Source organism: Mycobacterium sp. MMS18-G62 (assembly GCF_053877835.1).
Window position 1 is genome coordinate 348,089 of sequence record NZ_CM132662.1, and the last position, 21,901, is coordinate 369,989.

The following is a 21,901-nucleotide window of genomic DNA, read 5'->3' on the forward strand; positions in this document are numbered from 1 at the left end:
TGCGTGCCCGGCTAGCGGCGACAAAGTCGTCGGTGGCGACAATGTCGCCGAGAGGCGGGCAACTAGGTGTCCCTGTCCCCAGGGACACCTGTGGCTGATGTGACGGGGCCTCAGGCCGCCCGCAAAGCCGACGGGATCAGCGGCTCGTCGAGCAACGTGCCGAACCGTGCGGTCAAGCTGACACCCTCGGGGCGAGCGTCCAGCCACCCCCGCAGCAGGCGATAGCCCTCGATGTATGTGCTGGTGTATGCCCGCCACAGCGGTGACGACAGAAAGCGCAGCATCTGACGGGCCCGCTCGTCGTTCACCAGCAGCCAACGCTTGAGGAAGGCCACGACGTCATCGACGTCACGGTGCTCGTCGTGCAGCATCAGCGCCGCATCCTGGCGTACGTCAGCGAGCGCCGCTGCGGCTTCTGACACCGCCTCTGCGCGGTCCCCGTCGAACCGCAGGCCGAGGTCGGCGTAGATCTCCGCGGCCCAGCCACCCCAGTTCGGACCTATCGCCGCGTACAGAGCCAAGTCGGCCAGCCCCTCGGCCATCAGGCACTGCGGCGTGTTGACCAGAAAGATGGTCTGCTCAGCCTGATTTCGCCCGGCTACTAGCCCAAACTCTTTGCGGCAGTGCTCGGTGTGGTGGCCGGGATACGACTCATGGGCGACCAGCCGCGGCAGATTCGACATCTGCTGCTTGAGGTCGGCGTTGACCGCCACGGTCGACTTGTAGTCGCCCAGGTAGTAGTTGAACCCCGACCATGGCTTGTCGGTGACGACCTCATAGGTGATGGTCTCGCTGTCGGGCAGCGGGTATTCGGCACGCACCCGGTCGCGCAGCGCGCTGGAGAACGCGTGGATGGCTTCCTCGAGGCGATCCGGCGGGATCTCCTCGGAGGCGCGATAGGCCTGCATCCGCTCGGCGAGCGGGCCGCTGCCGCCCAGCGCCTCGTCGAGTTTGAGGTGCGCCTGCCGGTACTGCTCGGGATCGCCCTTGGTGATGTGTACGTCGAAGTAGGCCTCGACCTCGTCGACGAAGCCGACGTCCTCGCCGGCGAACTTGCGGCCCGCGCATGCCAGCGCGCGCAGGTGGGCGCCGAGGTAATCCGCGCGCGCAGGTTCCAGCCCGCCGGGCAGCTCGGCGAGCAGGCGATCGGCTTGGCGCGCCAGATCGGCAGGGTCTGGCGGCGGCTCGTCGGCCACGGCGCGGTGCAGCGCGGGATCGCCGGTGAAGGAGTCGACGTAGCCCTCCTCGACGCGGTCAAAGCGCAGGCCGAGCAGCAGATACTCGCGGATCAGGGTGCCGGGCTCCATGGCAACCACGCTAACTGCAAGACTGACCGCATGGCGCGGCTGAGCGAACCCAGCCCCTATGTGGAGTTCGACCGAAGTCAATGGCGTGCGCTGCGCATGTCGACACCGCTGAAGCTCAGTGAAGACGAGGTGCTGCGACTTCGCGGTCTTGGTGAGAAGCTCGACCTGCTCGAAGTCGAAGAGGTCTACCTCCCGCTGGCCCGTTTGATCCACCTGCAGGTCGCCGCCCGGCAACGCTTGTTCGCCACGACAGCAGAGTTCCTCGGTGAGCCGCAGCAGAATCCGGACCGGCCGGTGCCGTTCGTCATCGGCGTGGCCGGCAGTGTGGCGGTCGGCAAGTCCACGACCGCCCGTGTGCTGCAGGCGCTTTTGGCGCGGTGGGAACACCATCCGCGCGTCGACCTCGTGACCACCGACGGCTTCCTCTACCCCAATGCCGAGTTGAACCGTCGAAACCTGATGCACCGCAAGGGTTTCCCGGAGAGCTACGACCGTCGTGCGCTGATGCGTTTCGTCACCGCCGTCAAGTCCGGCGCCGATCAGGTGTGCGCGCCGGTGTATTCGCATCTGCTCTACGACATCGTGCCGGACGAAAAGCAGATCATCAGGCATCCCGACATCCTGATCCTCGAGGGCCTCAATGTGCTTCAGACCGGCCCGGCGTTGATGGTCTCGGACCTGTTCGATTTTTCGGTCTACGTCGACGCCCGCATCGAAGACATCGAGCAGTGGTACATCAATCGGTTTCTCGGCCTGCGTTCTACCGCGTTCGCCGACCCCGCCTCGCACTTCCACCACTACGCGACGTTGACCGACGAGCAGGCGGTCTTCGCGGCAAGCGACATTTGGAATTCGATCAACCGTCCCAACCTGATTGAGAACATCTTGCCGACGCGGCCGCGCGCGACGCTGGTGCTGCGCAAGGACGCCGACCACTCCATCAACCGGCTGCGGCTACGCAAGCTGTAGGCCCGCCCGGCATCGCCGAACGGGCCTGCGCCACAGCCAGTTACCGCTTGATGCGCCGCACCCCTTGGTATTGGAGTTCGGCGAACACCAGCGTGTAGACGCCAAGGGCGAGTGTCAGCACCACACCAGTCGTCGTCAACGGGAGCACGTCCGCGAGCACGAACACCACCGATGCAACCGTGTACAGCAGGTTTCCGAACACAACGTAGATGCCTGCCCTCTTGACCTTCGGCAGGGCGGCCAGTCCGAACACGACGAGGCCGTAGGCGATGAAGAAGGCGCTCATCGAGTATTCGAATGTCGTTGTGGTGCCCGAGATCTCGGCCATCCACCCGGCGAGGGGGATCCCAGCGATACCAGCAAGGCCGGTGATGACGGCGTCGGCGCGCATCGCGAAACGCAGAAGCGAGTCGGTGGACTCGGTCAGTTTCGGAGTTGTCATGGCGGTCATGCGTTTTCCTTTCTTCGGGGGTTATCGGCGACCGTTCCGGAGCCGACGCCGCAACCTCTTACGACGGCGGCTCCGGACCAGTCATGAGGGAGTCACACCCAGGCGGCGCACTCCGAGGTACTGGGCCCAGGCGAAGGCCAGCGTGGCAACGGTGAACGCGATCGTCGCGACGACACCGAGCGGGGTCAGCGGTAGCCAATCCGCCACCAGCACAACGGTCACGAGAACCGAGAACGCGACATTCCCGGCGAGCACGCCAACGCCCACACGCCTGACATCGGGCAGGCCGGCGGCCATGAACAGCGCGACACCGTAGGCGACCAGTGCCGCTCCCCCGATCCATTCGGAAGTCGACGACAGGCCGGAGAGTCGCGACAGCGGGTCAGCGGCCATCGCGACAAGCAGCCCCAGCGCGGCGCACAACGTCGCGTCCGCGCGGAGGGCGAAACGCAGCAGCGAATCGGTGCTTTCCCGGACCGGGCGGCTATTGATTGCGGTCATGGCACTGAGACTGCTCAGGACTCACTGCCAGATCGACGCCAGACGCTGCCAGCTACTGCCAGCCGCAGGTCAACGCCGTGAACTAATCCTGCGCGGCGACAAGATTTCCGCGGAGATCGGCGGCGATCACCCGCGCCGCTGCGTTCTGCCAGTTGTGCAGCGACCGCTGCGGCACCTCGGTGACGAACCACTGCCACGCCTGTCGCGCGACGGGATCGAGGCCGGAGGCCGTGGCGTTCTGCGCGTAAGCCCGCACGCCGACGACATACGGGAAGTACAGCGAGTTGTAGTACCGCCACTCCTCGGTGGTGCCGAAGTCCCCGCCGTCGCGGGGTTTGAGCCGGGCGATGCGATCGGCCAGCAGGGCCTTGAGTTCGTTGGCCCGCTCCAGCGGCGCATCAGGAGCGCCGCGGGCGGCCAAGCGTTGGTCGATGATCGGCAGCGCGGTCAGCGGGCTGGCGACGAGCTTGGACAGGTCGCCGTAGTGGCCGAGGGCGCGTCGGGTCAGCCGCGTGAAGGTGTTCTCGTCGACACCGTCGAGCGGGCTGGCCGACCGTCGCGGCAACGCGGCCTCGGCGTCGCGCAACGCGGCGCGGTCGGCGCGCAGGGCGGGTGAGCGTGAGAACGCCAGCCGGTCAAGCAGACCGGCCAACGGATCGGCCAGCACGTTGATCGCGATCGCGACGGCCAGGCTGGTGAACAACAGCACCGTCAGCGCCGTCTGTTGGCCCGTCACCGCGAGCCCGATCAACAACTGGCCACCGAAAAGCAACGCCACCGCGGCCGTCGCCGCGAACGACCGCAGCATGTCGGCACGCAGCGCCTGACCCTCGTCGAATGCGTCCCACATCGCCACGGCGACGCCAAGCAGCGCGACGTCGCATCCCGTGGACGCCAACGCCAGCCAGCTCGGCACCAGGCCCAGCGGGATGATCAGGATTGCGTTGGCCAGCGCGAAGAACAGTGTCGCGACCACGATATAACCGACGACAGGTCTGGGCTGCCACGGCCCGAACACCGCGCGCAGCATCGCGCCCAGCGACGACAGCGAGATCGCTGCGAGCATCACCCAGTGACCCATCCGCAGCGGTCCGTCGACGTTTCCTGCCATCGCGGCGCCGAACAACGCGACGACCGCGACGGCGGCCACGAGCGCGATCTCGCCTGCGCGGCTTCGCCAGGTGTCGCTCGGCCGTGACATCTCCAGCAGCACCGCAAACCAGGCGATGCCGGGCACGGCGACCAGATAGACCTCGATACTGCTCAGCACGTCCGAACCGCTGACCACCCGGACCGCGTCGAGCGCCACCACCGACGCGAAACTCGTCAGCCCGATCGCGGCCAACGCCAAGACGGGTTTGCGCGGATCTCGGGCCAGCAGGTACAGGCCCAACCACCAGCTGAGCGCGAAGACCACTGCTGACAGCGCAGCCATGACTTCAGTGTCGCATCACATGCCGTAACGCCGATGCCGCGCGGTGTAGTCGCGCAGCGCGCGCAGGAAGTCCACCCGCCGGAACTCCGGCCAGTAGGCCTCGGTGAACCACATCTCCGAATACGCGCTCTGCCACAGCAGGAAACCGGACAGCCGCTGCTCCCCCGACGTGCGGATCACCAGATCGGGGTCCGGCTGGCCGGACGTGTAGAGGTTTTCGGAGATGGCGTCGATGGTGACGGCTTCGATCAGCTGCTCGCCGGTCACGCCGTTGGCGAGCTCCTTGCCGAGCAGTGCGCGCACCGCGTCGACGATTTCCTGACGCCCGCCGTAGCCGACCGCGAGGTTGACGTGAAATCCGCTGCCGTTGCCGTTGGTCGACTCGACCGCGTCACGCAGCCGCCGGGCAGGCTCCTCACCGATCAGCTCGAGATCGCCGACCGTGCGCACGCTCCACCGGTTGGCGGGGGCGCAAATTTCCTCGACGACGTCGGTGATGATGCCGATCAGCGACGACACCTCGTCGGGGTCGCGCTGCAGGTTCTCGGTGGACAGCAGGTACACCGTCGCCATTTCGACGCCGGCTTCCTGACACCAGCGCAGCATTTCCGCGATTTTCCGGGCGCCCATCCGGTAGCCGTAGCTGACGTCATCGTGACCAGCATCACGTGCCCACCGTCGGTTACCGTCGCATAGAACCGCGATATGCCGGGGCAGTTGGGATTTGGACCGCGCCAGCTCCTGACGCAACCGCATCTCGTAGAGCCGGTAGGCCGGTTCCTTGAGCCGCGGGGGAATGATGTCCACGAAGATCCAGACTACTGTGACCTTCGAATACCCCCATGGCATTAGTGGAGGTGAGATGGCTCAGGTCGAAACTGCCGACGAAGCTCAGCAGCAGCCGCCGCGGGTTTACGCCGAGGACTTCCCGGAAGCCGTCGTCGATGGCGTCGCCAATTTCATCGGTAAACCCCGGTTGCGGGGCTGGATCCACGTCTATGCCGCGGTCGTCGCGTTCATCGCGGGCGCGGCGCTGGTGTCGGTCTCATGGGCGGTGGAATCGACGCGCGCAGGGCTGGCCACGCTGCTCTACACCTTCACGATCGTGGCGATGTTCGCCGTCAGCGGCACCTATCACCGGGTGAACTGGAAATCGGCGTCCGCCCGCAAGTGGATGAAGCGCGCCGACCATTCGATGATCTTCATCTTCATCGCGGGCAGCTATACGCCGTTCGCCCTGCTGGCGCTGCCGTCCGAGAAGGGCTGGGTGCTGTTCTGGATCGTGTGGGGCGGAGCGATCGCGGGCGTTCTGCTCAAGATGTTCTGGCCATCCGCGCCACGGTGGTTCGGCGTGCCGCTTTACATCCTGCTGGGGTGGGTCGCGGCGTGGTTCGTCGGGCCCATCATGCAGGGCGCGGGCGTGGCCGCGTTGGTGTTGTTGATCGTCGGCGGCGCGCTGTATTCCATCGGCGGCGTGCTCTACGCGCTCAAATGGCCCAACCCCTGGCCGACGACATTCGGTCACCACGAGTTCTTCCACGCGTGCACCGCCGTCGCGGCGATCTGCCACTACATCGCGATGTGGTTCGCCGTCTTCTAGCGGCGGTTAGAGCTGCTCGACGTTCTCCGGGCCCCAGTAGGCCTTCATCGACGCGATCTTGCCCTCGTCGTCGAAGGTCATCACGCTGATGATCTCCATCCGCACACGGGCGTCGTTGCCGAGGTCGACCGTCATCGTCCAGAAGAACGCAACCTCGTTGCCCAGTGCGCGCAGAGTCCCGATTTCTGTTTCGGCCTTGATGTTTTCGATGCTGGAGTAGAAGCCGCGGATTGCCGGGCGGCCGATGTGAACCTCGGAACCGACGGGGTCCTCGAGGGTCGCGTCATCGGCGTACAGAGCGGCGACCTCGTCGGGCTGGGCCTTGGAAACCAGTTCGAGATAGCGGGTGACGGTGTTGGCGTTGTCTTCTGGGCTCGGCATGAGCGGCAGGCTACACGCCGACCCCCAGTGCGGCGGCGAGTTCCCCGGGCGTTGTGACCGGCAGGTCGCACACGCGGCCGCGGCAGACGTACGCGGCGTCGACGCCGCCCACACGGTCGCGGTCGATCAGCAGCTCCGACGAGTTCACCGGACCACCGACGACGACCGTCCCGCCCGGTGCCAGCTTGCGTGCGGCGGCCAGCAGTTCCGAGCGTTGCGGGTCGCAGGCCACCGCGATCTGGATGGGACCGCGCACAGCGGCTTCCGCAACGGCCAGCCAGTGGCCGCCCGAGCGTGCCGCCCGCGCCAGGATCGGCGTCGCACTGGCCAGGGTGGCGTCGGCAGCCGCCGCGTACCGGTCGGGCTCCTGCGCCAAGTGGGCGGCCAGCTGCAGGGCCTCCGCGATCGACGAGGCGCCCGAGGGAGTGGCGCCGTCGAGCGGGTCGGCCGGCCGGACCATCAACTGCTCGGCGTCGTCGGCGCTGTCGTACCAGCGGCCCTCGTGATCCGGGTCGGCGAAGTGATCTAGCGCGATGTCCACCAACGAGGTAGCCGCGTCGAGCCAGGCCGCATCGCCGGTCATCTGATGCAGCGTCAACAGTCCGGTGGCCAGCATCGCGTGGTCCTCGAGAATCGCGGCACTGTCGCCGACGCGGCGGCCAAGGCTTGCCCGACGCAACCGGCCGTCGACCACATGTAGGTCCAACAGTCTCCGCGCGCATTGTGTTGCGGCGTCAAGCAATTCATGCCTCTCCAGTGCGACACTGGCCTCGGCGAGCGCGGTGATCGTCAGGCCATTCCAAGCGGTCACGACCTTGTCGTCGCGGCCCGGTTGAGGCCTGGTGAGCCGTGCGGCGAGCAGTGCGGTACGCACCCGCTCGAAGCGATCCCAGTCGTCGGGATCGCGCAACAACTGCAGCACCGAACTGCCGTGCTCGAATGTGCCCGCGGCGGTGACATTGAAAAGCTCTGCGGCCCAACGCCCGTCGTCGCCGAGCACCTCGCGCAGCTGTGCCGGTGTCCAGACGTACGTCAGACCCTCTTGGCCGTCGGCGTCGGCGTCCAGCGACGACGTGAACATGCCGTCGGCGCCCAGTTCGTCGATCATGAACCGCGCGGTCTCGTCAGTGACCTTGCATGCCAACGGGTTTCCGCTGCGCCGCGCCCAATGCGCATAGACCCGAAGCAAGAGCGCGTTGTCGTAGAGCATCTTCTCGAAATGCGGCACCACCCACGAGGCGTCGACGCTGTAACGGGCGAAACCCCCGGCCAGCTGGTCGTAAATGCCGCCGCGCGCCATCGCCGTACACGTCCGCTCGACCGTCTCCAACGGCAACACGTCGCCGGTGCGCTCGTGGTTGCGCAGCAGCGCCTCCAGCAAGGCGGACGGCGGGAACTTCGGGGCGTTGCCGAATCCGCCGTTCTCGAGGTCCTCGTCTTGCAACACCGCCGCGACGGCGTGGTCGCACAGCGCTGGCACGACAGGAGGCCCACCGCCGGGCAGTCCGGACGCCATCGAACGCAGTTCGCCCGCGATCCGGTCGGAGGCCTCCTCGACGTCGTCGCGGCGGGTCCGCCAGGTTTCGGAGACGGCGGCAAGCAGCTGCAGAAAGTTCGGCTTCGGGTAATAGGTGCCGCAGAAGAACGGCCGCCCGTCGGGCGTGAGGAAACATGTCATCGGCCAGCCGCCCTGGCCGGTCAGCGCGACGGTGGCGTTCATGTAGACCGCGTCGAGGTCGGGCCGCTCCTCGCGATCGACCTTGATGCACACGAATCCGCCGTTCATCGCCGCAGCGACCTGCTCGTCCTCGAACGACTCGTGTGCCATGACGTGACACCAGTGGCACGCCGCGTATCCGATGGACAGCAGGATGGGCACGTCACGTGAGGCGGCCTCGGCGAGCGCTTCGGGCGTCCACTGTTGCCAGTGCACCGGGTTGTCGGCGTGCTGGCGCAGGTACGGGCTGGTGGCCTCGGAAAGCGTATTAGCCGCCGGGCTCACCTTTTTCGTCCTCTGTGGGCTGCTCCGACTCGTCGAAAGACTTGGGCAGCTTGCGCAGGTGCCGGTTCATCGACCACACCAACGCGAACGTGCCGATCAGCAGCACCACGATGATGACGAGGCCGAACGGGCTGGCCTTGCCGAAGTCGGGGCCGGTGTCGCGGGGAGCGTTGTCGGCGAGCAGACCGACGGCGAACAGCAGCGCGTCGTTCACCGGTCCTCGATCCCTGCGAACAGATCCGTCTCCGGGAACGACACCGGTACCCGTGATCGGGCCAGCTCGTATTCCTCTGTGGGCCAAAGCCGTTGCTGCCACTCCATGGGTGTGGCGAAGAAGAAGCTGTCGGGGTCGATCTGGGTTGCGTGTGCGCGAAGGGCATCGTCACGCTGTGGGAAGTACTTGGCGCACTCGATGCGCGTCGTCACCCGCTTCTCGAAGACGTCGTGGTCGGCGTCCCACTGCTCGAGCCACTTCGCGAACGGCCCCTCCTGACCGTGTTTGGCGAACTCGTCCTGCAGCAACTGCATGCGCTTCCGCAGGAAGCCGTGGTTGTAATAGAGCTTGCGCACGTCCCATGGTTCGCCCGCATCGGGGTACAGGCGGTAGTCGCCGGCGGCCTCATACGCCGCGACCGAAACCTGATGGCAGCGGATGTGGTCCGGATGCGGATAGCCACCGTTCTCGTCGTAGGTCGTCATCACGTGCGGTTTGAACTTGCGGACCACACGCACCAGCTCCTCGACGGGCTCCTCCAGCGGCACCACACCAAAGCAGCCCTCGGGCAGCGGCGGCGGTGGGTCGCCCTCGGGCAGGCCGGAGTCGACGAAGCCGAGCCAATGGTGCTCGACACCGAGGATCTCGGCGGCCTTGGCCATTTCGTCGCGGCGGATCTCGGCCATCCGGCCGTGTACGTCGGGAAGGTCCATCGCGGGGTTGAGGATGTCGCCGCGCTCACCGCCGGTCAGTGACACGACGAGCACGCGTACGCCTTCGTCGGCGTAACGCGCCATGGTCGCGGCACCCTTACTGGACTCGTCGTCCGGGTGGGCATGCACCGCCATCAACCGCAGTTCGCTCACCTGTTCCCTCTGCTCACCATTGCCCGGCCCTGTGCCGGCCGTCGTCGAGACCTTTCAACCAACTCGGGTAGCCCTATAGTTCCAGTTCTGTAGATCTATCCGACCGACGGGCATGCAAAACGAGATGATCGAGCGTCCCACCGCCCGCTACGGGCGGCAGCGGCTGACCCGTCGCAGCCGCCGGTGGATCGCGATCGGTTTGGCGCTGCTCGTCTTGGCCGTCGGAGTTGCGATCGCCGTGATCGCTTCGCACCGCCTCGGCAGCGGCGACGTCAAGGGCGAGCTGGGTGGATACCGGTTGATCGACAACGAGACCGTCGAGGTCACGGTCACCGTCACCCGCGACGACCCGTCGCGGCCGGTGGTGTGCATCGTGCGGGCCCGCTCGCTCGACGGCAGCGAAACCGGACGCCGCGAAGTTCTGGTGCCGCCGTCGAAGCAGGCGACGGTGCAGGTGACCACCCTCGTGAAGGCCAGCCGGCCGCCGGTCGTCGGGGACGTCTACGGCTGCGGGACCGACGTGCCGTCGTACCTGGTGGCGTCGTAGAAACACACCGTGAGCGGTCGGCGCAACAAACGCCGAACTGCGAATACGTAAAAATTCGCTGTCTTTGCGGTGCTATCATGGTCCGATACACGGTTCCTGCTGGGGCCGTGTATTGCTGCATTTTGTGCGCGGATTAGACGCTGACAATCGCGGCAATACACGAACGAAAGCTCCCGGCGCCGTACACACGAGACTTCTTACGCGAAGAGCGCGAGAGCAAAGACGACAGGAGCGCGACGACATGACCGATACCCAGGTCACCTGGCTGACTCAGGAGGCATACGACCGGCTGAAGGCGGAGCTCGATCAGCTGATCGCCAATCGGCCGGTCATCGCCGCAGAGATCAACGACCGCCGCGAGGAAGGCGACCTGCGCGAGAACGGCGGCTACCACGCCGCCCGCGAGGAGCAGGGCCAACAGGAAGCCCGCATCCGTCAGCTGCAGGAGCTGCTCAACAACGCCAAGGTGGGCGAGGCGCCCAAGCAGTCCGGTGTGGCGCTGCCCGGCTCGGTGGTAACCGTGTACTACGGCGACGACAAGTCCGACAAGGAAACCTTCCTGATCGCCACTCGCCAAGAAGGTGTCAGCGACGGCAAGCTCGAGGTCTACTCGCCGAAGTCACCTCTCGGCGAGGCGCTCATCGACGCCAAGGTCGGCGAGAGCCGCAGCTACACCGTGCCCAATGGCAACACCGTCAAGGTGACGCTGGTCAAGGCCGAGCCGTACCACTCCTGACGCGACCGGTCGCACCGCGGGCTTGATGCGCGCCCCCGGCGCGGGTCGGTTTAGAGTCCGCTCATGGCGCAGATCGCCGAGGATCTTTTTCTGCTGCTAGTGGATAACGCGTCCGCGCAGCCCGGTTTGGAAAGTCCCCGCCGCGAAAAGGTGCTGTCCGCTGCGGTGCTGCTCGATCTGGCACACGCGTGCCGGATTCGGCCGGCGATGGCCGGTGAGCCCGTCGAGCCGGGCCGGCTGGTGGCGCTGTCGGCGCCGGGGCCGATGGATCCGATTGTCGGGCCGGCATTCGAGCTGTTGCAACGAAAGCCGCTGCGGCCGGAGACGGCGGTCAGGCGGTTGTCCAAGCGTTCCGAGCAGGACATCACCGGTTGGCTGGAGTACACCGGCCAGATCCGCCGTGTTCGGTTGCAGTCCAAGCGATTCAGCCATCCCTATGCCTGGCCGTTGATCAACCGCGACCGGGTGAGCCATGCTCGCTCGGCGTTGCTGGCGGCGTTGTTCGACCGCAGGCCGCCGGCCCCGTCGACGGCGGCGATCATCTCGTTGCTGCATGCGGTCGACGGGCTGGGCGCGCTGCTGAGCCTCAACGACCGCGGCTGGCGCTGGGTACACGGCAGGGCAGGCGAAATCGCAATGGGTAGTTGGGTCGACGAATCTGCAACCGCGCTGCCGGAAGTGAATCTGGCCGTCACGGCCTCGGCGGTGCGTGCGGCGCTGGGCTAGTCCTGATGCAAATGCAGCGAGCGCGCAGTCTGGTACACGCAGCGCCGGATTTTGCGTACCAGGTTGCGCGCTCGCGGAGTTAGGCGAGCGCCTGCTCCAGGTCGGCGAGCAAGTCCGCGGAATCTTCGATACCCACCGACAGCCGCACAAGGTCGTCGGGCACTTCCAGTTGCGAGCCTGCGGTCGACGCGTGGGTCATCGCGCCGGGGTGCTCGATCAGCGATTCCACTCCGCCCAGCGACTCGGCGAGAATGAAAACCTCTGTGCGCGAGCAGAAGTCGCGCGCCGCCTGCAGACCACCGCGCAGCCGCACCGACACCATACCCCCGAATGCCGTCATCTGCCGCTTGGCGACCTCGTGTCCCGGGTGGCTCGGCAACCCCGGGTACAGCACGGAGTCGATGGCCGGATGGTTGTCGAGAAACTCGGCGACCAGCGCCGCGTTCTCGCTGTGCCGCTGCATGCGCAGCACCAGCGTCTTGAGCCCGCGCATCGTCAGATACGCGTCGAACGGTCCCGGCACCGCGCCCGCGCCGTTCTGCAAGAACGCGAACGCCGTATCGAGCTCTTCGTCGTTGGTCAGCAGTGCACCGCCCACCACATCGGAGTGCCCGCCGATGTACTTCGTCGTCGAGTGCAGCACGATGTCGGCCCCGAGGAGCAGCGGCTGTTGCAGCGCGGGTGAGGCAAAGGTGTTGTCCACCAATACTTTTGTATTCGACGATGCGGCGAGTTGCGCGATCGCGGCGATGTCCGCGATCGACAGCAGCGGGTTGGTCGGCGTCTCGACCCAGATCAGTCGGGTCTGTGGTGTGATGGCCGCGCGGACAGCGTCGAGGTCGGACAGCGCCACCGCCGTATACGTGATGCCCCAGTTGGTGAATACCTTGTCGATCAGGCGGAACGTGCCGCCGTAAGCGTCGTCGGGCATGACGAGATGATCACCGGGCCGAAGCAACGCCCGCAGCGCACAGTCGGTGGCAGCCATGCCCGAGGAAAAGGCGCGCCCGTATGCCGCCTCCTCGACCGCGGCCAGCGACGCCTCGAGCGCAGCGCGGGTCGGGTTGCCGGTGCGCGCGTACTCGAACCCGCCGCGAAGTCCGCCGACGCCGTCCTGGGCGAACGTCGAGCTGGCATAGATGGGGGCGTTGACGGCGCCCGTGCCCGGGTCGGGCCGAAACCCTGCGTGGATGGCCTTGGTCGCCAATCCCTGAAACCTGTGTTGATCAGTCATCATCGATCAGCGTAACGAGGCGTGATCGGCGGCCGGGCTGCGCGGCCGCGAGATACCGTTAGCCGATGGATCAGTTCCATCGCGGGGAGCTCGTGTTCGACGTCATCGATGCGGGGCCGGCGGACGGGCCGGTGGTCATTCTGCTGCATGGCTTTCCGGAGCAGAACACGATGTGGCAGTCGATCATTCCTCAGCTGACCGCGCAGGGATACCGTTGCCTGGCCCCTCGCCAGCGCGGTTATTCCCCGCGCGCTCGGCCGACGCGTCGCCGGGACTACCGCGTTGACGATCTCGCGGAGGATATCCGCACGCTTATCGATGCCAGTGGTGCGCAGCGGGTGCACCTGGTGGGTCATGACTGGGGCGCTACCGTCGCATGGCGCGTTGCTCAACTCTTTCCCGACCGCCTGCTCACCGCTACGTCAATGTCGGTGCCGCACCCTGGGGCGTTCTTCAAAGCCCTGATGACGAGCCGACAAGCGGTGGCCTCCTGGTACATCTTGTTTTTCCAGCTACCCCGGATACCGGAGTGGTACCTGACGCGCGGGCGCGGGACGTTCACGCTGTCCGGCCTGGTAAACGCCAGAGCACAGCATGCACCAGCGCTGGCCGAAGCGGAGGCAAAGGCGATGGCCGAGCCCGGGGCACTGACGGCTGCGCTCAACTGGTACCGCGCCGTCCCGCTGAGTAACGCACGGGACGCGAGCAAGAAGGTCACCGTGCCGACGATGTTCATATGGAGCGACGGCGACATCGCCTTGCGCGAGAAAGGTGCTCGACTCACCGGCGATTATGTGCTCGGCGAGTACCGCTTCGAGGTCCTCAGGGGCGTTTCACACTGGATCCTCGACGAGCAGCCCGACGCGACGGCCGATCTGTTGCTGGACTGGTTCGCAGCACACCGCTAGCGATGTGCCAGCGGACCGCACCGAACGCCGAACCGTTCGCGCACGGTGTCGAGCGTGTGCTGCAGGTGTTCGCGTCCGCGGCGTTGCGTCCGCATGAACTGGGCCGTGTCGACCAGGCGCCGCGGCAGCGGATACCAGCGGTTGACGTCGACCCCGCACTCGGTGAACACCTTGTTCGGGATGCGTCCTGTGATGAGGCCCAGGTTGTAAAGCGCGAGCGTGAACAAGGTGAACGGGAATGCCGCGTTCGACTTGTTTCGCAGCTCCATCGCGTCGAGCTCATACAGCGGGATGTCGCTCAGCTTGTCGAGCATCATCAAGTGCGTCATGAAATAGCCCATGACAGAAGTCAATTGGAGCGTGATGGAACGCGGATGAATGGATAGCACACCGCCGCCGGGGGAAGCGTAGGGCTCGTAGGGCCGGTTGTCGTATTTGAAGTATCCCGTGCAGTTCACGATCCAGCTGCCAGGCTCGATCGCCTTGGTCGATCCGCTGCGGAACACCAGATCGGTCTCCCCGTTACGGTCGACGACGTCAACCAGATGATCCATGATCACGTCGTTCAGGCCCGCGGCGATCGTCGTGTTCTCAGATTCGGAAAGCAGGCCCACCATGAAGTTTCCGGTGTCGGGCGTCAACCATGTGCCGTAGGTGTCGCGGAACCAGTCCTTGACCTCACCCTCGTTGGTGCCGTCGAAACGACTTGTCGCGTCCAGCGCGAGCCTGCTGAATGTCCTACCGCGCCACCATCTTCCAACGCCGGTGGGCAGTATGCGGTCACGGTTGAGGAAGTACGTTCCTGACCCCGCCACGAGGTTCACTTCACGGCCGGGGTATTCGGTGATCAGCGCGTGTGCAGTGTCCATCGCGGTCTTGCCGCCGCCGATGATCCACACCGGGCTGTCGCTGGCGCGCATGTCGTCGCACCGCATATCGCAGTAGTCAGGGGACACCGACTGAACGCGGTCGCTGGAGAACTCGAGCGGATCGTTCGGCTTCGACTGGAAGCCGTAGGCCTTGATCAGTCTCTTGGCTTCGATGATGCGGCGCTGTCCACCGGTCGACGTACAGGTGATCCGGACGACGCCGTCTATCTCCTCATGGGACTCGACTTCGCAGCCCAAGAACTCGTCGACGTGTAGCCGCCGACTTATCCGGTCGACGCAGTACGCGAAGTGGTCGAGCACCTCACCCTTCGTTGCCAGGTAGGAGCGGTCCTGGCCGAGGGTCCACTTGATGTTGCCGGCGGTGAACATGGGGTGCGGCTGATGCAATCGCACGTACGGATAGGCGTCGACCCACATTCCGCCGACTCGTTCGCGGCGGTCCACCAGGATGACTCGCTGATCGTCCGACAGATATCGGCTCACGACGAACAACGCGTTGAGTCCGGCGATACCGGCTCCGACAATGCAGACCTCGCAGCGCTCGATCGCGACTTCTCCGTCCGGCACACTGGCTGGTTGAAGTGCGGACATCGGCCCCTCCCCTTTTACGGCCCGCATCACGTCAGCACTCATTGTCTGCCTGCGCCAGAGGGCGGCATAGAGTATTCGACTACGCGACTTGTTTACCGTTGCAATTGATCCCCGCGTTACGGCCACATACCGGGGTGTAGACATAGGGCATGTCCGGTACCACGAAGCTCGAAGACCTGCTCGACCTCGACACGCTGCTCACCCCCGAGGACATCGAGCTGCGCCAGACCGTCCGCCGCTTCGGAGAGCAGCGGCTTCGCCCGCATATCGCCGACTGGTTCGAGGCCGGCGAAGTGCCGGTCCGGGAGCTGGCCTCAGACTTCGGCAAGCTCGGCGTGCTGGGCATGCACTTGAAGGGATACGGCTGCGGCGGCTCGACAGCCACCGCCTACGGACTCGTGTGCCAGGAACTCGAGGCGGTCGATTCCGGCCTGCGCAGCCTGGTGTCGGTGCAGGGCTCGCTGGCCATGTTCGCGATCTACCGGTGGGGCAGCGAAGAGCAACGCAACCAGTGGCTGCCTGCGATGGCCACCGGCGACGTCATCGGATGCTTCGGGCTCACGGAGCCGGACTTCGGATCCAATCCCGCGGGCATGCGGACCACCGCGCGCCGCGACGGGTCGGACTGGATACTCAACGGCTCGAAGATGTGGATCACCAACGGGACGGTCGCCGACATCGCGATCGTGTGGGCCCGTTCCGCCGACGGCATCGTCGGGTTCGTCGTGCCGGCGGGCACACCGGGGTTCACCGCACGCGATATGACGCACAAGCTGTCGCTGCGGGCGTCGGTGACCTCGGAGTTGCACCTCGATGACGTCCGGCTGCCCGCCGACGCCCAACTACCCGATGCGAATGGTCTTGCGGGACCGCTGAGTTGCCTGTCAGAGGCGCGGTTCGGCATCGTGTTCGGCAGCGTCGGCGCCGCGCGCGACTGCCTGCAGACCGCGCTGGATTACGTCGGCACCCGCGAGGTGTTCGACAAGCCGCTCGCGGGATATCAACTGACACAAGCCAAGATCGCCGATATGGCCGTCGAACTCGGCAAGGCCCAACTGCTGGCGCTGCATCTAGGAAAGCTCAAGGACGACGGGAAAATCCGCCCGGAGCAGGTCAGCGTCGGCAAGCTCAACAACGTCCGCGAAGCGATCAAGATCGCTCGGCAGTGCCGGACTCTGTTGGGCGCCAACGGAATCACGTTGGAGTACCCCGTCATCAGGCACGCCAACAACCTCGAATCGGTGCTGACCTACGAGGGCACGTCCGAGGTGCATCAGTTGGTCATCGGAGAAGCGCTGACGGGCGTCAGCGCCTTCCGATGAAACCGCTTTACTGCTGTGGTGGCTGACCGAACTGCTGCGGCGGCTGGGGCGGCAGCGGCTGCGGGTTGAGCCCCTGCCTTTCCAGCGGCACGCACACCGTCGACATGATCTTGTCGGCCAGCGTCTGGCGCTTCGGATCCCACAGCGGGAACAGGAATCCGATGTAGCAGATGACCGCGTCGACGACGTGAGCGATCGCACGCACGATCGACATGCCGAAACCAATTGGCTGCCAAGTCTTCTCGCTGACAACCTTGAACTTCAGCACCGACTTGCCGAGGCTCTGGCCGGTGGTCCCCTGCCGGTAGCCCCAGTTCCAGATGTAGTAGGCGAATGTCGCGATGTACGCCAAACCCAACAGGATCACACCGAATACCGAGAAGTTCGATGTGCAGTAGACGCCGTAGTCGTACTCGCCGCCGTTGCTGACGCACTGATTGTCGGCGGTGCCGAACGCGATGCCCTGGGCGATGCCCACCACGATCACCGCCGGAATGATGTCGATCAGATAGGCGCCGACGCGGTGCAGCCATGGTGTATAGGCCTCTTTCGGCAACACCGGTCCAGGCGGCGGGGGCGGCGGCGGGTAGCCGGGCGCGCCCTGCGGTGGCGGCGGGTAGCCACCCTGCTGCGGCGGTGGCGGGTATCCACTCGGCGGTGGGGGCGGAGGGTAGCCCCCCTGTTGCGGCTGCTGCTGGTAACCGCCGGGAGGTGGGTAACCGCCAGGAGGTGGAGGTGGTTGATCAGTCATGACACTTTCCAATCAGTCGGTGGAGCGCCTACAGCGGCAAGCAGATCGTCGACATGATCTTGTCGGCGATCGTCTGCCTCTTGGCGTCCCACAGCGGGAACAGGTAGCCGATGTAGCAGATTGCGCCATCGATGATGTGAGCCAGTTGACGCACGATTGACATGCCGAAACCGATTGGCTGTCCGGTCTTTTCGCTGACAACCTTGAACTTCATGATCGACTTGCCGATGCTCGACCCCGTCGTGCCCTGGCGGTAGCCATAGTTCCAGATGATGTAGGCGAGCGACAACACCCACGTGATGATGAATGACGTCTGGCCGAGTGTGGACGCACCGGTGGCACAGAACTCGCCGAGGTCGTACTCCGATGTGTCGGTGATGCACGCGGTTTCGCGCGTGCCCAGCAACAGGCCGTAGCCGATGCCCTCGAGGATGAACACCGGAATGAAGTCGATGATCCATGCCAGCACACGCGTCAGCCACGGTGTGTAGGCCTCTTTCGGCAACGCTGGAGGCGTGGCCGCCGGCGGCGGATAGCCGGTCGCGGCCTGCGGGGCTTGATAGCCGCCGCTGGGTGGGGGCGGATAACCGCCGCCTTGCGGGGGTGGCGGTGGCGGATAACCACCTGGCGGTGGCGAAGGCGGGGGGTAGTTACCAGGGGGCGGTTGATCGGTCATGACGCCTTCCAGAGATGTGTTAGCTGGCAACGAGCGTGCTAACCCTAACCTGAGGGATGGCCGATAGCAGGGCTTTCTAGCGGATGTTGATCACGCGTCCGCGGAGCCGAAATGTGGGTAAACCGTTCGTATCACGTCGCTAGCGGCGGGTGTTGCCGTCCGACAGGAATCCGAGCAGGTCGTGGCGGGTCAGCACGCCGACGGGCTTGCCTTCTTCGACGACCATCACCGCGTCGCACTCACGAAGTGTCTTGGCGGCCGTGCTGACCAATTCCCCGGCGCCGATCAGCGGCAGCGGCGGGCTCATGTGCTGCGCGACGGCGTCGGCAAGTTTCGCCCGGCCCTCGAACACCGCCGAAAGCAGTTCTCGCTCCGACACGCTGCCGGCCACTTCGCCGGCCATGACGGGCGGTTCGGCACCGACGACCGGCATCTGCGATACGCCGTATTCGCGCAGGATGCCGATCGCGTCGCGCACGGTTTCCGACGGATGGGTGTGCACCAGATCGGGCAGCGCGCCGGACTTGCCGCGCAGCACATCTCCGACGGTCGACTCCTCGACGGACCCGTCGAGGCGGCTGCGCAGGAATCCGTACGACGACATCCATGCATCGTTGAAAACCTTTGACAGATAACCTCTTCCGCCGTCGGGCAACAGCACGACCACCAACGCGTCGGGCCCCGCCTGCTCGGCAACTTTGATCGCGGCGACGACGGCCATGCCGCATGACCCGCCCACCAGCAGCGCCTCTTCGCGGGCCAGCCGCCTGGTCATGTCGAACGAATCCGCGTCGGACACAGCGATGATCTCGTCGGGCACCGTCGGGTCGTACGCCGACGGCCAGAAATCTTCGCCAACGCCTTCGACCAGGTAGGGCCTGCCGGTGCCGCCGGAGTACACCGACCCCTCGGGGTCAGCTCCGATCACCCGGACCTTGCCGCCGGACACCTCCTTGAGGTAGCGACCGGCGCCGGTGATGGTGCCGCCGGTGCCGACGCCCGCCACGAAGTGCGTGACCTTGCCGTCGGTGTCGGCCCAGATCTCCGGTCCCGTGGTTTCGTAGTGGCTCTCCGGGCCCATCGGGTTGGAGTACTGGTCGGGTTTCCACGCACCGTCGATCTCCTCGACCAGCCGATTGGAGACGCTGTAGTAGCTGTCGGGGTTGTCGGGCGCCACGGCCGTCGGGCACACCACCACGTCAGCGCCGTACGCGCGCAACACATTCTGCTTGTCCTCGCTGACCTTGTCCGGGCAGACGAAGATGCATTTGTAGCCGCGCTGCTGAGCCACCAGGGCAAGCCCGACACCGGTATTGCCCGACGTCGGCTCGACGATGGTGCCGCCCGGCTTGAGTTCACCGCTGGCTTCCGCGGCGTCGATCATCTTGACCGCGATGCGGTCCTTGGCGCTCCCGCCCGGGTTCAGGTATTCGATCTTTGCCGCAACCGTGCCTGCGCCGTCGGGAACAACCGAGTTCAGCTTTACCAGAGGGGTATTGCCGATGAGCTCACTGACGTGCCTGGCGATGCGCATGCGTCCATCGTCTCAGGCGCGCGGATGGGCTACCAGGTGGCCTCTCGGATGTAGTCGCCGATCTGCTTCAGCGAGCGCGTGGCCTCGGACACGGCGGGTGCCGCGAGCTGGAATACGTGCATCTGGCCGGGCCAGACGCGAATCTCGACCGGCACACCTGCCGCTGCGAGCAGGTGAGCGGCCTTGCGGGCGTCGCTGACGAGAACCTCGGAGCCGGAGACATGAATCAGGGTGCGCGGAAGGCCCGGCTCGATGTGGTCGAGCGGTTCGTAGACCGCCTCGGGCTTGCCGTCGACGATATGCCGTTCGGCGGCCTCTTCGACCAGCTCGACAAGGGCGTGGAAAGCCTTGGCGGGGAACATCGCATCGGTGCGGATGTTCGGATGGTTGGCGCGGGCTTCGTTGTCGATTTCGAACAGCGGCGACAGCGCGACCATTGCGGCGGGTTCTTCTCCCTCGGCCTGCAGGCGTTCGGCCAGGGCCAGTGCGAGATACCCACCGGCCGAGTCGCCGGCCAACACGATCTGGTCGGGGTCATAGCCCTTCAGACGCAGCCATTGGTAGGCGTCATAGCAGTCGTCGAGCGCCATGCCGACGGAGTGCTTCGGGATCATGCGGTAGTTGACGACCAGCACGGGGCTGTCGGCGTAGCGCGACAGCGCGGTGACCAACCGGCCGTGGGTGTTGGCGCCGCACGTCAGGAACGCACCGCCGTGCATGTAGACGATCACGCTGCGTTTGCCGTCGGCAGGTAGCACGCCGCTCGCGCGGACCAGCTGCGCAGTGCAGTGTGGCAAAGATATGGTGGCGCGCACGGTGCCGGGAGCGGGTCGGACGACGCGCGCGACGAAGTCGACCAAACCCCATGGCCACGGCAGCCGCGGAGCGTAGCTTCCGATAGCTAGAGTCGGCCGAACAGTTAGCAGAGCCGCCAGCGCAGTCACCCGTCCGGCGAGGCTCGGACCGTCTTCGACGACCTCTACAGGAGCGCCGTCACTGACTGGAAATTTGCGAAGTTTGCGCGATCTAGCTGGGCTGACACCAGCATGCGACGTTCTGGATACCTTGCTCGGTGCCGTCATCGCCACCACTCCTACGCCATCGTAGTGCCAGGGTGTCCCGCGTTTACTGGGCAAGCCCAACAGACTTAGCTTGACACCCTACAAGCTGTTCAACAATCGACGAGTCAAAATCGATACCGGAGTTGATACCGCAATGTGATCCCCGAACGCGTCTGCCACGCGGATGGAGGGGCGTTTCCCACATAAACTTGTCCTCGTGGGCATTCGTGCACCCCGTCGGTCGACCGTGGCCCTGGCGGCTGCGGCCACGCTCGCGTCGACAGGCTCCGCCTACGTCGGAGCCCGCAATCTGCTGAGCGGGCAGGCTGACCAGGCCCGACAGGTCATACCCAAGTCATGGGACATCCCGCCGCGCGCCGACGGCGTGTACTCGCCGGGCGGCGGACCTGTCGAGCGCTGGCACCGCGGCGTGCCCGTCGACCTGCACCTGATGGTCTTCGGCGACTCCACCGCCGCCGGATACGGCTGCCAGGACGCCGAGGAGTTGCCGGGGGTGCTGATCGCGCGGGGCCTGGCCGAAGAATCCGGCAAACGAATACGGCTGAGCACCAAAGCGATCGTCGGGGCGACATCGAAGGGTCTATCGGGCCAGATCGACGCGATGTTTGTGGCCGGTCCGCCCCCGGATGCGGCCGTGATCATGATCGGTGCCAACGACATCACCAAGCCGAACGGCATCGGACCGTCGGCACGTCGACTGGGTCGCGCGGTCCGGCGGCTGCGAAGTGCCGGCGCCGTCGTAGTCGTGGGCACCTGCCCGGATTTCGGCGTGATCACCGCGATCCCGCAGCCGTTGCGGTGGGTGACGCGCAGCCGCGGCCTGCGCCTGGCGCGGGCCCAAGCGTCGGCCGTGCGGTCAGCGGGCGGCGTCCCGGTCCCGTTTTCCGACCTGCTCGCACCCGACTTCCGCAAGATGCCGGAAGTGCTGTTCAGCCATGACATGTTCCACCCGTCGGGAGCCGGATACGCGTTGGCGGCCAGCCAGTTGCTGCCCGCATTGTGTAAAGCGTTGGGAGAGTTCGTCGGTCACCAAGTTCCCGACGACGCATTGGAATCGCGGTCGGCCGATCTCGGCTCGTGGCTCGCTCGGGTGGGCAACGTGGGCAGGCTGTGGCGCCGGTCGACTGGGGTCCCCGCGCCCATCGTGGTGACCGCCAGCTAGGTTCCTCGTATCCACT

Annotated in this window: 23 protein-coding genes; 8 read left to right on the forward strand and 15 right to left on the reverse strand. The window is 65.8% G+C overall.

What is annotated here, in order from left to right:
* Window positions 1-110: 110 nt before the first annotated feature.
* On the reverse strand, window positions 111-1,307 hold the full coding sequence (locus tag ACWW36_RS01700; protein WP_456139886.1) for a DUF885 domain-containing protein: 1,197 nt from the start codon (window positions 1,305-1,307) through the stop codon (window positions 111-113).
* Window positions 1,308-1,337: 30 nt separating this feature from the next.
* On the opposite strand from ACWW36_RS01700, the gene coaA reads away from it, so the two are divergent.
* Window positions 1,338-2,276 carry a type I pantothenate kinase gene (coaA, locus tag ACWW36_RS01705; RefSeq protein WP_456139887.1) on the forward strand — a complete coding sequence of 313 codons (939 nt, stop codon included), beginning with the start codon at window positions 1,338-1,340 and terminating at the stop codon, window positions 2,274-2,276.
* Between the two features lie 40 nt (window positions 2,277-2,316).
* Here coaA and ACWW36_RS01710 read toward each other — a convergent pair whose 3' ends face one another.
* From ACWW36_RS01710 to ACWW36_RS01725, 4 genes are all read right to left on the reverse strand, one after another.
* On the reverse strand, window positions 2,317-2,727 hold the full coding sequence (locus tag ACWW36_RS01710; protein WP_456139888.1) for a hypothetical protein: 411 nt from the start codon (window positions 2,725-2,727) through the stop codon (window positions 2,317-2,319).
* 81 nt (window positions 2,728-2,808) lie between these two features.
* Window positions 2,809-3,228, reverse strand: a complete 420-nt coding sequence (locus ACWW36_RS01715; protein WP_456139889.1) for a hypothetical protein — start codon at window positions 3,226-3,228, stop codon at window positions 2,809-2,811.
* Between the two features lie 82 nt (window positions 3,229-3,310).
* The gene (locus ACWW36_RS01720) at window positions 3,311-4,663 is read right to left on the reverse strand and encodes a hypothetical protein (protein WP_456139890.1); all 1,353 of its coding nucleotides are present in this window, start codon (window positions 4,661-4,663) and stop codon (window positions 3,311-3,313) included.
* Window positions 4,664-4,678: 15 nt separating this feature from the next.
* Window positions 4,679-5,470, reverse strand: a complete 792-nt coding sequence (locus ACWW36_RS01725) for a (2Z,6E)-farnesyl diphosphate synthase (RefSeq protein ID WP_456139891.1) — start codon at window positions 5,468-5,470, stop codon at window positions 4,679-4,681.
* A gap of 55 nt (window positions 5,471-5,525) precedes the next feature.
* On the opposite strand from ACWW36_RS01725, the gene trhA reads away from it, so the two are divergent.
* Entirely contained in the window at window positions 5,526-6,263 is a 738-nt protein-coding gene (trhA, locus tag ACWW36_RS01730; protein WP_456139892.1) for a PAQR family membrane homeostasis protein TrhA, read from the forward strand.
* Window positions 6,264-6,269: 6 nt separating this feature from the next.
* Here trhA and ACWW36_RS01735 read toward each other — a convergent pair whose 3' ends face one another.
* From ACWW36_RS01735 to mca, 4 genes are read right to left on the reverse strand one after another with little or no spacing between them, the layout of a single operon-like run.
* Window positions 6,270-6,644 carry a nuclear transport factor 2 family protein gene (locus tag ACWW36_RS01735; RefSeq protein ID WP_456139893.1) on the reverse strand — a complete coding sequence of 125 codons (375 nt, stop codon included), beginning with the start codon at window positions 6,642-6,644 and terminating at the stop codon, window positions 6,270-6,272.
* Window positions 6,645-6,654: 10 nt separating this feature from the next.
* Entirely contained in the window at window positions 6,655-8,646 is a 1,992-nt protein-coding gene (locus ACWW36_RS01740) for a thioredoxin domain-containing protein (RefSeq protein ID WP_456139894.1), read from the reverse strand.
* A complete protein-coding gene (locus tag ACWW36_RS01745) occupies window positions 8,630-8,860 on the reverse strand; it encodes a hypothetical protein (protein WP_456139895.1) in 231 nt (76 codons plus the stop codon). Before ACWW36_RS01745 ends, ACWW36_RS01740 begins: the two co-directional genes overlap by 17 nt.
* Entirely contained in the window at window positions 8,857-9,726 is an 870-nt protein-coding gene (mca, locus tag ACWW36_RS01750; protein WP_456139896.1) for a mycothiol conjugate amidase Mca, read from the reverse strand. The genes ACWW36_RS01745 and mca overlap by 4 nt, the downstream gene beginning before the upstream one ends.
* A gap of 124 nt (window positions 9,727-9,850) precedes the next feature.
* Between mca and ACWW36_RS01755 the strand changes: the two genes are divergently transcribed.
* The 3 genes from ACWW36_RS01755 to ACWW36_RS01765 all read left to right on the forward strand — a co-directional run bounded on the left by ACWW36_RS01755 (window position 9,851) and on the right by ACWW36_RS01765 (window position 11,735).
* Window positions 9,851-10,273 carry a DUF4307 domain-containing protein gene (locus ACWW36_RS01755; protein WP_456139897.1) on the forward strand — a complete coding sequence of 141 codons (423 nt, stop codon included), beginning with the start codon at window positions 9,851-9,853 and terminating at the stop codon, window positions 10,271-10,273.
* Between the two features lie 241 nt (window positions 10,274-10,514).
* Window positions 10,515-11,009: a transcription elongation factor GreA gene (gene greA, locus ACWW36_RS01760; protein WP_456139898.1), complete on the forward strand. Its 495-nt coding sequence runs from the start codon at window positions 10,515-10,517 to the stop codon at window positions 11,007-11,009.
* Between the two features lie 63 nt (window positions 11,010-11,072).
* Window positions 11,073-11,735: a GOLPH3/VPS74 family protein gene (locus ACWW36_RS01765; protein ID WP_456139899.1), complete on the forward strand. Its 663-nt coding sequence runs from the start codon at window positions 11,073-11,075 to the stop codon at window positions 11,733-11,735.
* 79 nt (window positions 11,736-11,814) lie between these two features.
* On the opposite strand, the gene ACWW36_RS01770 is transcribed toward ACWW36_RS01765, so the two are convergent.
* Complete coding sequence (locus ACWW36_RS01770) at window positions 11,815-12,969, reverse strand: cystathionine gamma-synthase (protein ID WP_456139900.1); 1,155 nt, start codon at window positions 12,967-12,969, stop codon at window positions 11,815-11,817.
* Window positions 12,970-13,034: 65 nt separating this feature from the next.
* Here ACWW36_RS01770 and ACWW36_RS01775 point away from each other — a divergent pair, with 65 nt between their 5' ends.
* Window positions 13,035-13,877, forward strand: coding sequence for an alpha/beta fold hydrolase (locus ACWW36_RS01775; protein ID WP_456139901.1), 843 nt, complete (start codon window positions 13,035-13,037; stop codon window positions 13,875-13,877).
* Here the strand turns inward: ACWW36_RS01775 and ACWW36_RS01780 are convergent.
* On the reverse strand, window positions 13,874-15,358 hold the full coding sequence (locus ACWW36_RS01780; RefSeq protein ID WP_456139902.1) for an FAD-dependent oxidoreductase: 1,485 nt from the start codon (window positions 15,356-15,358) through the stop codon (window positions 13,874-13,876). The two genes, ACWW36_RS01775 and ACWW36_RS01780, sit on opposite strands and share 4 nt — an antisense overlap.
* A gap of 149 nt (window positions 15,359-15,507) precedes the next feature.
* Here ACWW36_RS01780 and ACWW36_RS01785 point away from each other — a divergent pair, with 149 nt between their 5' ends.
* Window positions 15,508-16,680 carry an acyl-CoA dehydrogenase family protein gene (locus ACWW36_RS01785; RefSeq protein WP_456139903.1) on the forward strand — a complete coding sequence of 391 codons (1,173 nt, stop codon included), beginning with the start codon at window positions 15,508-15,510 and terminating at the stop codon, window positions 16,678-16,680.
* A gap of 7 nt (window positions 16,681-16,687) precedes the next feature.
* Here ACWW36_RS01785 and ACWW36_RS01790 read toward each other — a convergent pair whose 3' ends face one another.
* The 4 genes from ACWW36_RS01790 to ACWW36_RS01805 all read right to left on the reverse strand — a co-directional run bounded on the left by ACWW36_RS01790 (window position 16,688) and on the right by ACWW36_RS01805 (window position 20,723).
* The gene (locus ACWW36_RS01790; RefSeq protein WP_456139904.1) at window positions 16,688-17,431 is read right to left on the reverse strand and encodes an RDD family protein; all 744 of its coding nucleotides are present in this window, start codon (window positions 17,429-17,431) and stop codon (window positions 16,688-16,690) included.
* Between the two features lie 28 nt (window positions 17,432-17,459).
* Window positions 17,460-18,107: an RDD family protein gene (locus ACWW36_RS01795; RefSeq protein WP_456139905.1), complete on the reverse strand. Its 648-nt coding sequence runs from the start codon at window positions 18,105-18,107 to the stop codon at window positions 17,460-17,462.
* Window positions 18,108-18,246: 139 nt separating this feature from the next.
* Entirely contained in the window at window positions 18,247-19,641 is a 1,395-nt protein-coding gene (locus ACWW36_RS01800) for a cystathionine beta-synthase (RefSeq protein WP_456139906.1), read from the reverse strand.
* 29 nt (window positions 19,642-19,670) lie between these two features.
* Window positions 19,671-20,723, reverse strand: coding sequence for an alpha/beta hydrolase (locus ACWW36_RS01805; protein ID WP_456139907.1), 1,053 nt, complete (start codon window positions 20,721-20,723; stop codon window positions 19,671-19,673).
* A 196-nt stretch (window positions 20,724-20,919) separates the two neighbouring features.
* Here ACWW36_RS01805 and ACWW36_RS01810 point away from each other — a divergent pair, with 196 nt between their 5' ends.
* Window positions 20,920-21,885, forward strand: a complete 966-nt coding sequence (locus ACWW36_RS01810) for an SGNH/GDSL hydrolase family protein (RefSeq protein WP_456139908.1) — start codon at window positions 20,920-20,922, stop codon at window positions 21,883-21,885.
* The last annotated feature ends 16 nt before the right edge of the window (window positions 21,886-21,901 follow it).

Excerpts from the sequence above, each read along its gene's own strand:
- ACWW36_RS01790 (WP_456139904.1), bottom strand. The coding sequence starts at position 17,431 with ATGACTGATCAACCACCTCCACCTCCTGGCGGTTACCCACCTCCCGGC.
- trhA (WP_456139892.1), top strand. The coding sequence starts at position 5,526 with ATGGCTCAGGTCGAAACTGCCGACGAAGCTCAGCAGCAGCCGCCGCGG.
- ACWW36_RS01795 (WP_456139905.1), bottom strand. The coding sequence starts at position 18,107 with ATGACCGATCAACCGCCCCCTGGTAACTACCCCCCGCCTTCGCCACCG.
- ACWW36_RS01770 (WP_456139900.1), bottom strand. The coding sequence starts at position 12,969 with ATGACTGATCAACACAGGTTTCAGGGATTGGCGACCAAGGCCATCCAC.
- ACWW36_RS01735 (WP_456139893.1), bottom strand. The coding sequence starts at position 6,644 with ATGCCGAGCCCAGAAGACAACGCCAACACCGTCACCCGCTATCTCGAA.
- ACWW36_RS01755 (WP_456139897.1), top strand. The coding sequence starts at position 9,851 with ATGATCGAGCGTCCCACCGCCCGCTACGGGCGGCAGCGGCTGACCCGT.
- ACWW36_RS01775 (WP_456139901.1), top strand. The coding sequence starts at position 13,035 with ATGGATCAGTTCCATCGCGGGGAGCTCGTGTTCGACGTCATCGATGCG.
- coaA (WP_456139887.1), top strand. The coding sequence starts at position 1,338 with ATGGCGCGGCTGAGCGAACCCAGCCCCTATGTGGAGTTCGACCGAAGT.
- greA (WP_456139898.1), top strand. The coding sequence starts at position 10,515 with ATGACCGATACCCAGGTCACCTGGCTGACTCAGGAGGCATACGACCGG.
- ACWW36_RS01780 (WP_456139902.1), bottom strand. The coding sequence starts at position 15,358 with ATGTCCGCACTTCAACCAGCCAGTGTGCCGGACGGAGAAGTCGCGATC.
- ACWW36_RS01715 (WP_456139889.1), bottom strand. The coding sequence starts at position 3,228 with ATGACCGCAATCAATAGCCGCCCGGTCCGGGAAAGCACCGATTCGCTG.
- ACWW36_RS01700 (WP_456139886.1), bottom strand. The coding sequence starts at position 1,307 with ATGGAGCCCGGCACCCTGATCCGCGAGTATCTGCTGCTCGGCCTGCGC.
- ACWW36_RS01785 (WP_456139903.1), top strand. The coding sequence starts at position 15,508 with ATGTCCGGTACCACGAAGCTCGAAGACCTGCTCGACCTCGACACGCTG.
- ACWW36_RS01805 (WP_456139907.1), bottom strand. The coding sequence starts at position 20,723 with ATGACGGCACCGAGCAAGGTATCCAGAACGTCGCATGCTGGTGTCAGC.
- ACWW36_RS01720 (WP_456139890.1), bottom strand. The coding sequence starts at position 4,663 with ATGGCTGCGCTGTCAGCAGTGGTCTTCGCGCTCAGCTGGTGGTTGGGC.
- ACWW36_RS01710 (WP_456139888.1), bottom strand. The coding sequence starts at position 2,727 with ATGACCGCCATGACAACTCCGAAACTGACCGAGTCCACCGACTCGCTT.
- ACWW36_RS01800 (WP_456139906.1), bottom strand. The coding sequence starts at position 19,641 with ATGCGCATCGCCAGGCACGTCAGTGAGCTCATCGGCAATACCCCTCTG.
- ACWW36_RS01765 (WP_456139899.1), top strand. The coding sequence starts at position 11,073 with ATGGCGCAGATCGCCGAGGATCTTTTTCTGCTGCTAGTGGATAACGCG.